This window comes from Paenibacillus qinlingensis (genome assembly GCF_013204845.1).
Classification (GTDB): Bacteria; Bacillota; Bacilli; order Paenibacillales; family NBRC-103111; genus Paenibacillus_E; species Paenibacillus_E qinlingensis.
Window position 1 is genome coordinate 128,357 of record NZ_JABMKY010000001.1, and the last position, 13,880, is coordinate 142,236.

Sequence of the window (13,880 nt, forward strand, 5' to 3'; positions counted from 1 at the left end):
TATGAGAATTAGTTAGGAATTAAATTGAGCAGATAGATAAAGGGGAAAACAATTAACCAACTATCCATCCGATCGAGTACGCCACCATGACCTGGCAACAAAGTTCCCGTGTCTTTAATTCCTTTAACACGCTTATAAGCGGATTGAATTAAATCACCAATTTGTCCTACTACTGCAATAACAAATCCTAATAAGAGTGATTTCCCTACACTTAAGAGATCGGGTGCGTACAAGGCAAAACATACTGCTAATATCATTGCAATAACTACTCCACCAAGTGCTCCTTCAATCGACTTTTTAGGGCTAATTTGTGGCCATAGGGGGTGCTTACCTAACTTCGAACCGACAAAATATGCACCTGCATCCGATGCCCATATACAAACAAACACCATGATCGTCCAAAACAACCCATTATCCGCCAAACGAGCCTCGATCATATAGTTGAAACCAAATCCAATATAAACGACACCTAGTAAAATCACAGATACTTGGTCAATCGTTATTTTATTCTTGGAAGCAACTGTAATGAAAAGCAGTACAAACATAGCCAACCAAATAACAGCTGTAAAAGAGAATGTCCACGTTATACCTAACAACCCCCATGGAATTGTCAGACATAAAAGTGCTAGAAGTCCTGCAACAGCTGTGAGTTTAAATGGCATATACCCATTCATTTGTAAGTACTCGCGATAACCAATAATAGAAACGAGTACGATTAAGCCTGCATACCACAAATCGCCAAGGACTAGAAGAGTAATAAATGCAAGACCGGCAATAACGCCTGTTATGATCCTTTGTTTCAAGTTGAATCCCCCTAGATGAACAACGTTTATCTCTAAGACATCCTTTTAGTGAAAAACGATTACACAATCAGATGTTAAATACCACCGTATCTTCTGGCGCGGCGCTGATATTCAGCAATGGCTTGCATAAATAAGTCCTCTGTGAATTCTGGCCAATAGGCATCTGTGAACCATAATTCCGAATATGCTAGTTGCCATAGTAAAAAGTTGCTCAATCGCAATTCTCCACTCGTACGAATCAACAAATCGGGATCAGGCAAATCTGACGTTAACATATAGGATGAAAAGAGTGATTCATTCAACTCATCCGGGTTCAAGTTTCCGTTTTGCAGATCCTTCATCATATCCTGGACACCTGCAATGATTTCCTTACGTCCGCCATAATTTAAAGCAAAATTCAAAATAAGACCCGTGTTATCTTTTGTTCGCTCGATCGCACCTTCTATAGCTTTCAGCGTATAGTCAGGTAGACCATCTTTCCAACCGGTCATTCGAATACGCACATTGTTCTGAATTAATTCTTCAATTTCCAAAGGAAAAAACTCTTGAGGAAGCTTCATTAGAAACTCAACTTCTTCTTTGGGGCGTTTCCAATTTTCAGTTGAAAAAGCATACATAGTTAGTACTTTGACTCCAATATCATTGGCTGCCATTGTAATCTTCTTTACATTTTTCATACCAGAGTGATGACCAGCTACACGAGGCAAGCCTCTTTGTTTGGCCCATCGACCATTTCCATCCATAATTATCGCAACGTGCGCAGGTACTTTGTCCAGCTCTATATCAGCTGCTGATGTATTCACAGGCTTACGTGTTGGATTTAACCATTTCTTAAATAGCTTGAGCACAGTTGTTCCTCCCAACTAGGGAAAGATGAAAAACCCCCAGCAAATGAATACCCGGGGGCATATCTATCTTATACTTCCATGATTTCTTTTTCTTTAGCAGCCAAAACTTTCTCAACTTCAGCTACGAATTTATCAGTAAATTTCTGAATGTCCTCTTGATGCTTACGGGACTCATCCTCAGAAATTCCTGCTTTCTCAAGCTTTTTAATTTCGTCATTCGCATCACGGCGAATATTACGAATCGCAATTTTGGCTTCTTCGCCAAATTTCTTCGTCATTTTCACCAAGTCACTACGACGCTCTTCTGTTAATGCAGGAATAACGATACGAATAACGATTCCGTCATTCGATGGTGTTAAGCCTAAATCGGACTTCATAATCGCCTTCTCAATAGAAGACATAGAGCTCTTATCCCATGGTTGAATGAGAAGAGTACGTGAATCTGGTGTTGTCAAATTAGCTAATTGATTAACAGGCGTCATTGCGCCATAGTATTCCACTTGAATACGATCTAATAACGATGGCGTTGCACGACCCGCACGAAGAGAAGTCAAATCTCTTCTTAGAGCTCCAATTGCTTTATCCATCCGATCTTCTGCGTTCTTCTTCACTGATTGAGGCATGGTTTATACGCTCCCTTTAACTGTAGTCCCAATTTTATCGCCAAGGACCACTCGTTTGATATTCCCTTTTTCCGTGATATTAAACACAACCAACGGAATGTTGTTATCCATACAAAGGGAAGATGCAGTGGAGTCCATGACACCAAGGTTATTGCTTATAACTTCCATATAGGTTAACGTCTCGAATTTCTTTGCTGTTGGATCTTTGAACGGATCAGCTGAATAAACGCCATCCACTTTATTTTTGGCCATAAGAATGACTTCTGCTTCAATTTCTGCAGCTCTCAAGGCAGCCGTTGTATCGGTCGAGAAATAGGGATTACCTGTTCCCGCTGCGAAAATAACTACTCTACCCTTTTCTAAATGGCGCATAGCTCTCCTACGTATGTAAGGTTCAGCAACTTGTTGCATCGTAATGGAGGACTGGACTCTTGTTGGCACCTCTAGGTTCTCCAATGCATCCTGCAAAGCAAGTGAATTCATGACAGTAGCAAGCATCCCCATGTAATCCGCTGTTGCACGATCCATTCCTTTCTCACTACCCGCAATTCCACGCCAGATATTCCCGCCACCAACAACGATAGCAACTTCAACATTTAACTCTACAACATCCTTCACTTGTTGAGCAATGGAGGTAATCACTTCTGAATCAATGCCATATCCCTGCTGTCCGGCTAAAGCTTCGCCGCTCAATTTAAGCACTATTCTTTTATAAAAAGGTTGACCCAACTTGTATGACCTCCGTTTCCATGCATAAATCCATATCTTTAAGGGCTAAAAAAGAAGGAACACCAAGTGTTCCATCTTTTTTGAATGCCTATTATAGTTTAACTTGGGACATAACTTCTTCCGCAAAGTTTTCTTGTTTTTTCTCAAGACCTTCACCAAGTCCGAAACGAACGAAACGACGAATGGTGATGTTCTCCCCGATTGCAGCGACTTTCTCGTTCAACAATTGGTCGATTGTTTTGTCTGGATCTTTAACGAATGCTTGCTCCATTAAACAGAACTCTTCGTAGTATTTACCAATACGGCCTTCAACCATTTTGTCGATGATTTTCTCTGGTTTACCTTCGTTCAAAGCTTGGTTACGAAGAATTTCTTTTTCTTTTTCCAAAGCTTCTGTTGGTACTTCTTCACGACGAACATACGATGGGTTTGCTGCTGCGATGTGCATAGCAATGTCTCTACAAAACGTTCTGAATTGCTCTGTTTTACCAACGAAGTCAGTCTCACAGTTGATCTCAACAAGAACGCCTACTTTACCACCAGCGTGAATGTAGGATTCTACAGCGCCTTCTGTAGCAATACGTCCAGCTTTGTTAGCTGCTGCAGAAAGACCTTTCTCACGAAGAAGTTCGCCTGCTTTAGTGATATCGCCGTTTGCTTCTTCAAGTGCTTTCTTGCAATCTAACATCCCTGCACCTGTTTTTTCACGTAACTCTTTTACTTGTGCTGCTGTAACTGCCATTAGAAGAAACCTCCTGTTAAATGTTATTGTTTATATGTAACACTAGTTTATTCTTTAAAAAAAGGGTGGTGACAGGCTGTTACACCTTCCAACCACCCTTTTCACATTGCTATAATTTAAGCTGTTGTTTGCTCGCCTTGGTGTGCTTCGATAACTGCATCAGCAATTTTCGCTGTTAACAATTTAACTGCGCGAATCGCATCATCGTTACCAGGAATCACATAATCAATCTCGTCTGGATCGCAGTTTGTATCAACGATACCAACGATTGGGATACCCAATTTACGAGCTTCTGCTACAGCAATACGCTCTTTGCGAGGATCGATAATGAAAAGTGCACTTGGCAAACCTTTCATGTTCTTGATTCCGCCTAGGAATTTCTCAAGACGCTCTTTTTCTTTGCGAAGAATGATAACTTCTTTCTTAGGAAGAACTTCGAAAGTGCCGTCCTCTTCCCATCTTTCAAGAGTTTTCAAGCGATCGATACGTTTTTGAATGGTTTGGAAGTTAGTCAATGTACCACCCAACCAACGTTGGTTGATGAAGTACATGCCACAACGTTCTGCTTCTTCAGCAACTGAATCTTGGGCTTGTTTTTTAGTTCCTACGAAAAGGATTGTACCATTGTCTTCGGATACGGATTTAACAAAGTTGTAAGCTTCCTCAACTTTTTTAACCGTTTTTTGAAGATCGATGATGTAAATACCGTTTCTTTCAGTAAAGATATACTTGTCCATTTTCGGGTTCCAACGACGTGTTTGGTGACCGAAATGTACGCCAGCTTCTAAAAGCTGTTTCATGGAGATAACTGCCATCCCCAATCCCTCCTCTAAATGGTTTATTTGGTATCCGCCGCCCCTCGCATCTTTGCATAAAACCTACCGAAGTAAGCACCATTATGCAAATTGACGGGCGTGAGTTTTTAACACCGTGAATAAATATACCACAACTGAAAACAAGGTGCAACCTTTTATCCTGAAAGTCATTCTTCCCTTGAATTGGATAGTTTATGTAGAAACAAACAAAAAAGATCTCAAAAAGAAGATCCTTTTAACAAACTTATGATTGTTTGGTTATGATGTTCGTTACAATCGCTTGTACATCCAGAACACCTACGAACTCATGGTAGCCAACTTGAATTTTGGTGCTTCCGCCTTGCTTATCCAGCTCCGAAATAAATGCTTTACGATCCGTAATGACACCTGAATTAACAAGCAAATCTGCTACAGCAGTTGCATCGAGATGAGGCTGCACATAAATGACGATCTTGGAAGGCGCCGCGGGTGCAGTTGCTTTGGGTTGATCTTGTGGCTGTGGTTTAGCCGCAGCTAGCTTGTCTGTTTCCTCTTTTATCTTCTTCTGGATGGCTGAATCTAATTCCGCTTGCGTGTACATTTTCACATTTTTCTCAAGCACTAAATAGTATTTTGAGGCCTCTTCTTTGAGCTTCTGTGGGTCCATCTCCTCCAAGGATATACCTGACTTGCTCGGGCTGCTTGGACGAGTAAGCATCACTTGAAGAAGAATAGCGCCAACTATAATACCTATCCCAATGCCAGTAACTAAAGCTCTATTTTTAAACACGGGTCCGTTCCTCCTGTCTTGAAAGCTGAAGGATCAAACTGACCTCGCCTTTATTCATAGTAAGTTTTTTGGCAATAGCCTCCACGCTTTTCCCTTGATCATGTAAAGTAAATAGTTCGGAATATCTACTCTTCATACTTAATCCTACATAGACTGGCTCCACAGGAACAGGTTCAGGATCAATCTCGGTTACGTTCACGGATGCAGGAATCCCATGATTAGGCGTGTTCAGTGCACTAAGCATCTCAGCCGGAGAAAGAACTTGTGGCTGATTCACATGTAGAGTCGTAAGTTCTTTGGACAGCTCATGCTTCTGACGCTCCAAGGTTTCCAAACGGCCAGCTAGCTTAGCAAGCTCCACTTCATAATCTTGCTTTGTCTTTGAAAATAGATCAAGCATTGCTTGATTTTGTTCATCCATCTCAGCCGCGAAATGTTCTATCGTATCTTCGATTTCCTGTACAACCGTAGCATTTGCGGATGAAGCCGTCGTTTGTTCCTTCGGTATAAATCTTGCATAAACAACCATCACAAGTCCAAGAAGGATGACATAGAGCACCGGCTGCATAACCATAAAGTTCACCTTTTCCTATAGCAAGTTAGAGGGAGTAGTCAATATGATGACCTTTATAAGGATGGTCCGGTTGGTGTTCCGGATCCGTAGAAAGGTTGTTTAATTGCCCTCTTGTCTTACTTTTACCTATTTGCGTTTTTTTCTGTTCACGACGATCCAAGATATCAGCTCGCCCACTCTCTTCAAGTTTGCTCGCCCGTCCTCGGTCACGTTCCGTGGTTTGTATGGCTTGATTTTCTAAATTCGTTCCATCTTGCCGCGGCTTCTGCATCAATTGATTCTGCTTAATACCAGCCTCATCGTTCTTGTGTACAGCGAATTGTAAATCGATGGCTTTAAAACTCATCGTCTACTCCCTCCCACACTTACACATTTGCGCTCATAACAATATCGCCATCACTTAATCGGAATGTCATTCGATTAGTTGGATCTTTAATAAATTTCGTGTAACGACCAATGACAATTTTGGTACCACCATAAATCGTCGAAATAACTTGAACCTTGGCATTCTCAGAATCCTCTAGAGATTTCTCGATCTCCAAAATCCGTTCCTTAATCGATACTTGTTCGTCCACCGACTGTTTCTTCGTATTGTTAAGTTTAATACGCATAGCTAGTTTATCAGGACTGAGCTGACCCGCAGCAGCTAATTGATCCAACAAAGTAAGCGCTTTACTCGTCTTCTCCATATTCTCATACAGTGACTTTAGTTGATTACGAAGTTGAATCATTTCATTACGCAATTCTGGCAGAACTCCTACTTCAATAACCGTTGCAGTTGACATTGAATTCCCAATTGTTCGAGCCGTAACGCGTTCTCCAGCTTGAATTGTCCCGCCTACGATTAAACCTTTTGCCCCTACACAGTTGACACTTTTGCCCGCTCTCACCGTCGAATGCATGATACTTTGAGAAACGTTTAGTTCGCCTATAACTTCAATTGTGGCATCTTGGATGAAAGAACTCTTCACATTCTTGCCAGCCTTGATAAAAGCTTTATTTTGCCCTACAATACCTGCTGAGATTTCAATCGATCCTTCTGCTTCAAGCTCCGCGGCTTCAACACCACCGGTAACACGAATGTCTCCAGCTGCCCGAATTTTGAACCCTGGTAAAACATTGCCTCTAACAACAACTGTACCGATAAAATCAATGTTTCCGATATTATAATCGATATCCCCATTAATCTCGTAAACAGGGAATACATTTATTTTATCACGATCCGTTCGGACAACCATGCCATCAATTGTTGCGTATAGCCCCATCTGATCCGCATCTGTAACAACATTTTTACCTACTTTGAATCTAGCTTCTTTTCCTGATTTGGAAAAAAGCGTTTCACCAGTAACTGCACGTCCAGGCGAACCAGCAGTAGCTAAAAACCGTTGACCAATCAATTGTCCTTTTCTAACATTATGAATAGATACGACTTCTTTATAATTGACCCGGCCGTCTTCTAGCTCCAAAGGTTTTTTTTCATTGTCATCGAAGTCAAAAGATAATTTAATATACCCATTTTGACCATCTACCTGTTTAGTTCCCGTCGCAATCAATGTCTTCTTAAGTAGAAACGATTTTGGATTTGCTGCAATTTCTGCAAGCACAACTTGATTTACTCCATGTATAATACGATTTTTTTGAACCATGTCTAATAATTGCCCAATCGAGACTTTAAACGCATCATCCGTATTACTGATAAGTAGATGAGCAGATAACTTATCATCTGATACAGTAATATCAATGAAGAAATCCAAAGGCATGTTCCCTTCACTCACGGACATACCACCTTTCCATACTTTCAGAATAAGTTTAATTATCTTGAAAAAGTTGATTTTTAAATCGTCCGAGTACACCTTTAAGTCTTAAGATCGCTTTTGAATGCAATTGAGAAATGCGAGATGGTGATAAACACATGACCTCAGCAATTTCACTTAATGATAACTCTTCGAAATAAAATAGTGAAACAACGGTTCTTTCTTTTTCTGTCAAGCGATCTATTGCTTTCGCCAATGATTCTTTCAAATAAAACTCGTTCACTTGCGACTCTGGGTTCTTGGCTTTCTCATCAACGATAAGAGATAATCTGGTCTCTGACTCTTCTTCGCGTATGGGATCATCAATGGAACAAATCGTCGTCACGGAGATGTCTTGCAACATTTGCTGAAAATCTTGTTCGCTAATTTGCAAAAAATTGCTTATCTCCGTATCCGTTACAGATCGAAGATACTGCTGTTCAAGCTTTTGATAAGCATCTTCTACTTTTTTCGCTTTTTCTCTTACAGACCTTGGAACCCAATCACCTTGTCGTAATCCATCAATGATTGACCCACGAATTCTCCAAGAAGCATAGGTTTCAAATTGCAACCCACGTGCATAATCAAACTTCTCAATAGCATCAATTAAACCCATAACGCCAAAGCTGGACAGGTCGTCTTTGGAAACACTTTTAGGAAGACCAATAGCTAATCTACTTGAAACATACTCAACTAATGGTAAATAGTTCTCAATGAGTGCTTGTCTCGCAGCAATTAGGCCTTGTTCCTTCCACTGCTTCCACAATTCAATATTCGCAAGTTGAACTTGCTTCTGATCAATCATGATTTATGATACACCATCCTTAATCTTCAGACATTCGCCTCAAGGCACCCGCCAGTTGTTCAGGGTCCAAATTATTCTTGGTGACTAGCTTAGGTGGATTCAATGGTGAAAATTGCATGTCATTCGAATGTGCATCTTTTGTCTGATTCCCGTGGATCGACTTCATCATTTGTCGTGTTTCCTCATCCTCATCGGGTGTACTTAAATCTAAGTTTTGACCAACCCCGGATGAGGAATTCTCGAGTGGTGTATCCTCAAGTGAAGAAACAGGTCCAATTAACAACCCTAAGACCCATCTAAAACCAAATGTTACAACGAATAGAATGAGAAAGCTGTATCCTGCTTTGATGCAGGATGACAAAAATAGATTGTTCCCTATTGATAAGGCAAACGTAAATATTCCAGCCAACAAAGCTACGATGAGATTTATTCTTATAGTACCAATCATCATTAAATTTCCTTTACTCCCAATTGAACACTACGGATCTGGAGGATTCCTGTCGCACTAAAGAATTCAATCGTACGACCATAATTAGCTCCTGTATCCTCTGCCAGAATTGGAATCTTGTAACGATTCAACATTTCTTTACAAGATTCTACATTCCTCGGTCCGATTCTCATCGTATCATTATTTCCGGCAAATGCAAACATTTGAGCACCACCAGCCAGCTTGGCTTCAAGCTTACTTATATTGGCTCCTAGCTTTTCCATTCTCGAAATAAGCTCTGGAATAGCCGTATCTGCATACTTAGCTATATTTAATGAACCTTCTCGTGCTATTTCAGATGAAGGCAGCATGACGTGAGCCATTCCTGCTACTTTTGATCGGCTGTCGTATAGGGTGACACCTACACATGATCCTAATCCTGTTGTCTTCAAAACACCAATTTGATGAACAACATTCAAGTCAGCCATACCTACTTTAATTAAGTTTTCTAGCGTCATGGAGAGACTACCCCTAATGCCGAAAAGATTTTACCAAACGATTCCGGATCAGGGATTAAGAAAAAGTGCCCTTGCACTTCATTCTCCCCTTCCAAAAATTTAGTATCAATGAGAAGAGCCTGGTCTCCCATTTGACCAAATTGCAATAAACCATAGCTTAAAATTGCACCAGCCATGTCGATCGCCAGCGCTGGAACCGTCGGCTGCATATTTAAATTCGTAAAATCAGCAAGTGAGGATAAATAAGAACCGGCAAGTATGTTTCCAATTTCATTCAGTGCTGATAATTCTAACTCTGAATACTCTTCTTGATCTGTAATCGATAAACCAACCAAATCAAGAAGCATGTTTTTGGCAGCATCTAGGTCAAGAATGAAGAACATATTTCCCGGGGCATCCCCTTCAACACGTAAGAAAATGGCTAGTACAACTGTCTCAGCCCCGCCGACGCTTTCGCAAATTTCTTCGAAAGGCAACATTCTTACTTTTGGAACCAACATATCGATTGGCTTATCTAGTAAGGTAGAAAGCGCAGTCGCTGCATGCCCTGCACCAATATTACCTACTTCCTTAAGCACATCTAATTGAAAATCCTCTAATTGACTAAAAACATCCACAAGCTATTCCTCAAATCTTTCTAGCTGCTGAATTTCACTACGATTCAAAACTTGCTCTAGGTTTAGAAGTACCAATAGTCGACTCTCGCCAACACGCGCAATTCCATCCAAGTATTTCGCTTTAATGCCACCAACAACTTCTGGCGGTGTATCAATATTATCTGTATCGACATCAATAACATCATTGGCCGAATCAACAATCAAACCTACTTCAAATTCAGCTGCAGAAACGATAATAATACGTGTTGCATCCGTACTAGCTACCTCTTCAAGACCAAATCTAGCACGTAGATCAATAATTGGAATTACGATACCACGCAAATTAATAACACCTTTAATAAATTCTGGTGCTTTAGGTACACGTGTCATTGGTTGCATTCTTTCGATCGTTCTAACCTTTTCTACTTCTACACCATACTCTTCCGATCCAAGCGCGAAGACAATTACTTTCTTTTCTTCTCCCATTGTCAAATCCTCCTCAAAGTTTTCGTCAGAAAACTGACTTTGTAAGCATCAGCTTTAAACGAATATGGTTTATTTAATCAATGCATTAGGATCAATAATCAAAGCAACTTGCCCATCCCCCAAGATAGTTGCTCCAGAAATTGCGAAAATACCCGTTAAATACTTACCTAATGTTTTTAACACGATTTCTTGTTGACCAATAAATTCATCCACCATAAGTGCTACTTGCTTATCGCCTTTGCGAACAACAACAATTTCTGTTTCTTCTTCCAAATCTTCGTTAAAATCAGGCACTTGGAATAAAGTGCTCAAGGATAATAAAGGGATAACCGTTTTGCGGTAATCGATCATTTTGGTACCTTGGATGCTGCGAATTTGCGACTTCTGAATAGCTGACGTTTCAACTATTGATGATAATGGAATCGCATATTTCTCGCTGCCCAAACGCACCAACATCGCCGAGATAATCGAGAGTGTCAATGGTAGCTGAACGGAAAACTTGCTTCCAAAGCCAGGTTTAGAATCTACTTGGACATGACCGCCAAGCATCTGAATCTTCGTCTTAACAACATCTAACCCAACCCCACGACCAGAAATATCTGAAATTTTCTCCGCTGTACTAAAGCCTGATGCGAAGAGCAGGTTATACACTTCATGATCTGTTAATTTAGCTGCTTGTTCCGCTGTAACGAGACCATTTTTCAATGCAGTTTTCAAAACTTTATCTCGGTAAATCCCTTTGCCATCTTCTTCGATTTCAATAAATACATGATTCCCGCTGTGGAATGCGCGAAGTTGAATCGTACCTTGTTCTGGTTTACCAACGGCTACACGATCGCTGATCGATTCAATACCGTGATCAACTGCATTTCGTAATAAATGGACTAACGGATCACCAATTTCATCAATAACTGTTCGATCTAGTTCTGTATCTGCACCTGTAATCACAAGATCCACTTTTTTGTCTAAGGATTTAGCTAGATCTCTGATCATACGTGGGAATCTATTAAATACGGAATCCACTGGAACCATGCGAAGCTTCAGAACGATATTTTGCAAATCACTGCTGACACGCGACATATGCTCTACGGTCTCGGTTAAGTCATTTCGTTTTACTTCACTCGCTAATTGTTCGAGTCGCACACGATCAATCAATAGCTCACTGAATAAATTCATCAGTGTATCTAAACGCTCAATATCGACACGAATCGTGCGACTTGCAACAGGAGCTCCGCCTGCTGCTGGTTTAACAGCACCGGCATTTGCAGCTAATTCTGAAGCTTTAGGCGCAGCTACTTCTTGGCTTGAAACTGTAGCAGCAACAGCAGCTGCAATTTCTTGACGAGCTGTTTCAATCTCTGCAATTGGTCGGGATAATTCTGCAAGAGATTCCGTATCCACGGTTATAATGACAGCAGAAGCAATTTCAGAAACATTTAGAATTTCTTTCTCAAGTGTTGCTTGATCAACTTTGGAGATAAAGTACAATGAAAACGAACGGTCAAACTTCTCTTGCTCAATTTCTTGAACAGAAGGCGTCGACTTAATAATTTCTCCCATTCTTTCCATAGCATCGAAAACCATGTAAGCACGTGCAGCTTTTAACACACAGTTTTCATTGACACTAACTTCAATATAAAAAACTAGAAAGCCTGAATCGATCGACTGTTGAAGAATTGAGTATTGGAACTCATCCACTTCAATACCTTTAGCTGGTTCCTTTACTGCAACCACAGTTGCAGCGGCTTGGCCTTTTTTGTAGTCGCCTGTTACAATGGATCTGAGCGAGGTAACAATTGGACTTACATCCGCTTTACCTGTCCCACCCTGTATGATATCTTCAACCATGGATTCCAAGGAATCCAAACTTTTAAAAATACAATCAAAAATGTAAGGATCCATATCAATTTTGCTGTTACGGACAAGGTCAAGCACATTCTCCATCTCATGTGTAAGTGCTGCGATGTCCTCGAAGCCCATTGTTGCAGACATCCCTTTTAACGTATGAGCTGAACGAAAAATGTTATGTACAATACTTATATCTTTCGGATTACTTTCTAAATTTAGAAGATTTTCATTCAATGATTGCAAATGCTCTTTTGATTCATCGATAAACATCGATAGATATTGACTAAGTTCCACTACCACACACCTCCAATAGAATCATCCAGTACCCTATGTTTGCTTCAAATCATTTCATTCTGTACGCACCTAGATAAACGAACCGCAATTTCCTGCTGAGGTAATACATGCATTGCAGCTTGATTTTCTACAGCGGCTCTAGGCATCCCATATACGACGCAAGTTTCTTCCGCTTCAGCAATAGTTGTGATTGCCCCCGATTGTTTCAACGCAAGCATTCCTTTGGCTCCATCACTTCCCATTCCGGTCATCAAAACAACATGTCGTTTCAACTCATTCATGCTTAGTAAGGATTCAAACATCACATCTACTGAGGGTCGATGACCTGAAACAGGTTCATCTTTGGTTAATCGAATTTTGTACGTTCGGTTCGGATCTTTGTGAATAACCATATGCCATCCACCCGGTGCCACATAAGCAGTAGCCGTCTGAAGAACATCTCCATCTGCAGCTTCCACAACACTAATTTGAGAGATATCATTCAAACGTTGAGCTAGTGATTTGGTGAAGTTTGGCGGCATATGCTGAACTATTAAAATTGGTGCTGGAAATCCTGCAGGAATATTGGAGATAACTTGATGTAACGCTCTCGGACCACCAGTTGAAGTCCCTATGGCTACTACATGATTAAAATGTGTCGTAGTTGGGATAGTCTGAGCAATGGAATCGGACTGTTTCAAATTGTCTTTCATCATTTTGGATCTCAAAGACAAGGGATTAACCTTTGTTACAGGTGATTGAACACTTGCAGATTGGCTGACACTCATTTTGGAACGTACAGCAATTAGCAATTTCTCATGCAACAATAGCTTAACTTTATACAAATCCAGAGAGATGGAACCCGATGGCTTTCGAATAAAGTCTACTGCTCCCAACTCCAATGCATTAATCGTCTCAGAAGCTCCCTCTTGTGTTAAAGAGCTCAGCATAATAACGGGTGTTGGCTGCTCTTCCATGATGTGTTTAAGCGCATCCAATCCATTCATGACTGGCATTTCAATATCCATTGTGACAGCATCCGGTCGAAGCAGCTTAACTTGTTCAATTGCTTCTTGACCATTCTTAGCAGTTCCAATGACTTTAAGTTGCGGATTCTCTGAAATTAAATCACTTACTATTTTTCGCATAAAGACGGAGTCATCTACGACAAGAATGTTATATATTGCCAAGCTGCATCCCCCCTCTATTTGCTTATTCGACACGTTTTTCA

17 protein-coding genes are annotated in these 13,880 nt (G+C 40.6%); all 17 read right to left on the minus strand.

All coding sequences use genetic code 11. The annotated features are described in order from the left end of the window. Positions 1 to 8: 8 nt before the first annotated feature. Positions 9 to 803: a phosphatidate cytidylyltransferase gene (locus tag HQN88_RS00620; protein WP_173108363.1), complete on the minus strand. Its 795-nt coding sequence runs from the start codon at positions 801 to 803 to the stop codon at positions 9 to 11. A gap of 74 nt (positions 804 to 877) precedes the next feature. Continuing rightward, positions 878 to 1,651, minus strand: a complete 774-nt coding sequence (locus HQN88_RS00625) for an isoprenyl transferase (RefSeq protein WP_173108364.1) — start codon at positions 1,649 to 1,651, stop codon at positions 878 to 880. Between the two features lie 68 nt (positions 1,652 to 1,719). Next, the gene (gene frr, locus HQN88_RS00630) at positions 1,720 to 2,274 is read right to left on the minus strand and encodes a ribosome recycling factor (protein WP_056625017.1); all 555 of its coding nucleotides are present in this window, start codon (positions 2,272 to 2,274) and stop codon (positions 1,720 to 1,722) included. 3 nt (positions 2,275 to 2,277) lie between these two features. After that, complete coding sequence (gene pyrH, locus HQN88_RS00635; RefSeq protein ID WP_056625013.1) at positions 2,278 to 3,003, minus strand: UMP kinase; 726 nt, start codon at positions 3,001 to 3,003, stop codon at positions 2,278 to 2,280. Positions 3,004 to 3,094: 91 nt separating this feature from the next. After that, a complete protein-coding gene (gene tsf, locus HQN88_RS00640; RefSeq protein WP_173108365.1) occupies positions 3,095 to 3,745 on the minus strand; it encodes a translation elongation factor Ts in 651 nt (216 codons plus the stop codon). Positions 3,746 to 3,861: 116 nt separating this feature from the next. Beyond that, the gene (gene rpsB, locus HQN88_RS00645) at positions 3,862 to 4,560 is read right to left on the minus strand and encodes a 30S ribosomal protein S2 (RefSeq protein WP_056625008.1); all 699 of its coding nucleotides are present in this window, start codon (positions 4,558 to 4,560) and stop codon (positions 3,862 to 3,864) included. Between the two features lie 244 nt (positions 4,561 to 4,804). Beyond that, on the minus strand, positions 4,805 to 5,329 hold the full coding sequence (locus HQN88_RS00650; protein WP_173108366.1) for a hypothetical protein: 525 nt from the start codon (positions 5,327 to 5,329) through the stop codon (positions 4,805 to 4,807). Next, positions 5,322 to 5,903 (minus strand): hypothetical protein, encoded by a 582-nt coding sequence (locus tag HQN88_RS00655; protein ID WP_173108367.1) that lies wholly within the window; start codon positions 5,901 to 5,903, stop codon positions 5,322 to 5,324. Before HQN88_RS00655 ends, HQN88_RS00650 begins: the two co-directional genes overlap by 8 nt. 25 nt (positions 5,904 to 5,928) lie before the next feature. Continuing rightward, complete coding sequence (locus tag HQN88_RS00660; RefSeq protein WP_173108368.1) at positions 5,929 to 6,249, minus strand: hypothetical protein; 321 nt, start codon at positions 6,247 to 6,249, stop codon at positions 5,929 to 5,931. Positions 6,250 to 6,268: 19 nt separating this feature from the next. Then, positions 6,269 to 7,684, minus strand: a complete 1,416-nt coding sequence (locus HQN88_RS00665) for a DUF342 domain-containing protein (protein WP_173108369.1) — start codon at positions 7,682 to 7,684, stop codon at positions 6,269 to 6,271. 28 nt (positions 7,685 to 7,712) lie between these two features. Next, positions 7,713 to 8,501 (minus strand): FliA/WhiG family RNA polymerase sigma factor, encoded by a 789-nt coding sequence (locus HQN88_RS00670; protein WP_173108370.1) that lies wholly within the window; start codon positions 8,499 to 8,501, stop codon positions 7,713 to 7,715. Between the two features lie 19 nt (positions 8,502 to 8,520). After that, positions 8,521 to 8,952 (minus strand): hypothetical protein, encoded by a 432-nt coding sequence (locus HQN88_RS00675; protein ID WP_173108371.1) that lies wholly within the window; start codon positions 8,950 to 8,952, stop codon positions 8,521 to 8,523. Further along, positions 8,952 to 9,446, minus strand: a complete 495-nt coding sequence (locus HQN88_RS00680; protein WP_173108372.1) for a chemotaxis protein CheD — start codon at positions 9,444 to 9,446, stop codon at positions 8,952 to 8,954. The genes HQN88_RS00675 and HQN88_RS00680 overlap by 1 nt, the downstream gene beginning before the upstream one ends. Then, entirely contained in the window at positions 9,443 to 10,063 is a 621-nt protein-coding gene (locus tag HQN88_RS00685) for a chemotaxis protein CheC (RefSeq protein ID WP_173108373.1), read from the minus strand. The genes HQN88_RS00680 and HQN88_RS00685 overlap by 4 nt, the downstream gene beginning before the upstream one ends. A gap of 3 nt (positions 10,064 to 10,066) precedes the next feature. Beyond that, entirely contained in the window at positions 10,067 to 10,528 is a 462-nt protein-coding gene (locus tag HQN88_RS00690; RefSeq protein ID WP_173108374.1) for a chemotaxis protein CheW, read from the minus strand. Positions 10,529 to 10,597: 69 nt separating this feature from the next. Further along, on the minus strand, positions 10,598 to 12,670 hold the full coding sequence (locus HQN88_RS00695) for a chemotaxis protein CheA (protein WP_173108375.1): 2,073 nt from the start codon (positions 12,668 to 12,670) through the stop codon (positions 10,598 to 10,600). Positions 12,671 to 12,714: 44 nt separating this feature from the next. Beyond that, positions 12,715 to 13,839, minus strand: a complete 1,125-nt coding sequence (locus HQN88_RS00700; protein WP_173108376.1) for a protein-glutamate methylesterase/protein-glutamine glutaminase — start codon at positions 13,837 to 13,839, stop codon at positions 12,715 to 12,717. Between the last annotated feature and the right edge of the window lie 41 nt (positions 13,840 to 13,880).

Excerpts from the sequence above, each read along its gene's own strand:
- HQN88_RS00690 (WP_173108374.1), bottom strand. The coding sequence starts at position 10,528 with ATGGGAGAAGAAAAGAAAGTAATTGTCTTCGCGCTTGGATCGGAAGAG.
- frr (WP_056625017.1), bottom strand. The coding sequence starts at position 2,274 with ATGCCTCAATCAGTGAAGAAGAACGCAGAAGATCGGATGGATAAAGCA.
- rpsB (WP_056625008.1), bottom strand. The coding sequence starts at position 4,560 with ATGGCAGTTATCTCCATGAAACAGCTTTTAGAAGCTGGCGTACATTTC.
- HQN88_RS00655 (WP_173108367.1), bottom strand. The coding sequence starts at position 5,903 with ATGGTTATGCAGCCGGTGCTCTATGTCATCCTTCTTGGACTTGTGATG.
- HQN88_RS00675 (WP_173108371.1), bottom strand. The coding sequence starts at position 8,952 with ATGATGATTGGTACTATAAGAATAAATCTCATCGTAGCTTTGTTGGCT.
- tsf (WP_173108365.1), bottom strand. The coding sequence starts at position 3,745 with ATGGCAGTTACAGCAGCACAAGTAAAAGAGTTACGTGAAAAAACAGGT.
- HQN88_RS00660 (WP_173108368.1), bottom strand. The coding sequence starts at position 6,249 with ATGAGTTTTAAAGCCATCGATTTACAATTCGCTGTACACAAGAACGAT.
- HQN88_RS00665 (WP_173108369.1), bottom strand. The coding sequence starts at position 7,684 with ATGTCCGTGAGTGAAGGGAACATGCCTTTGGATTTCTTCATTGATATT.
- HQN88_RS00670 (WP_173108370.1), bottom strand. The coding sequence starts at position 8,501 with ATGATTGATCAGAAGCAAGTTCAACTTGCGAATATTGAATTGTGGAAG.
- HQN88_RS00680 (WP_173108372.1), bottom strand. The coding sequence starts at position 9,446 with ATGACGCTAGAAAACTTAATTAAAGTAGGTATGGCTGACTTGAATGTT.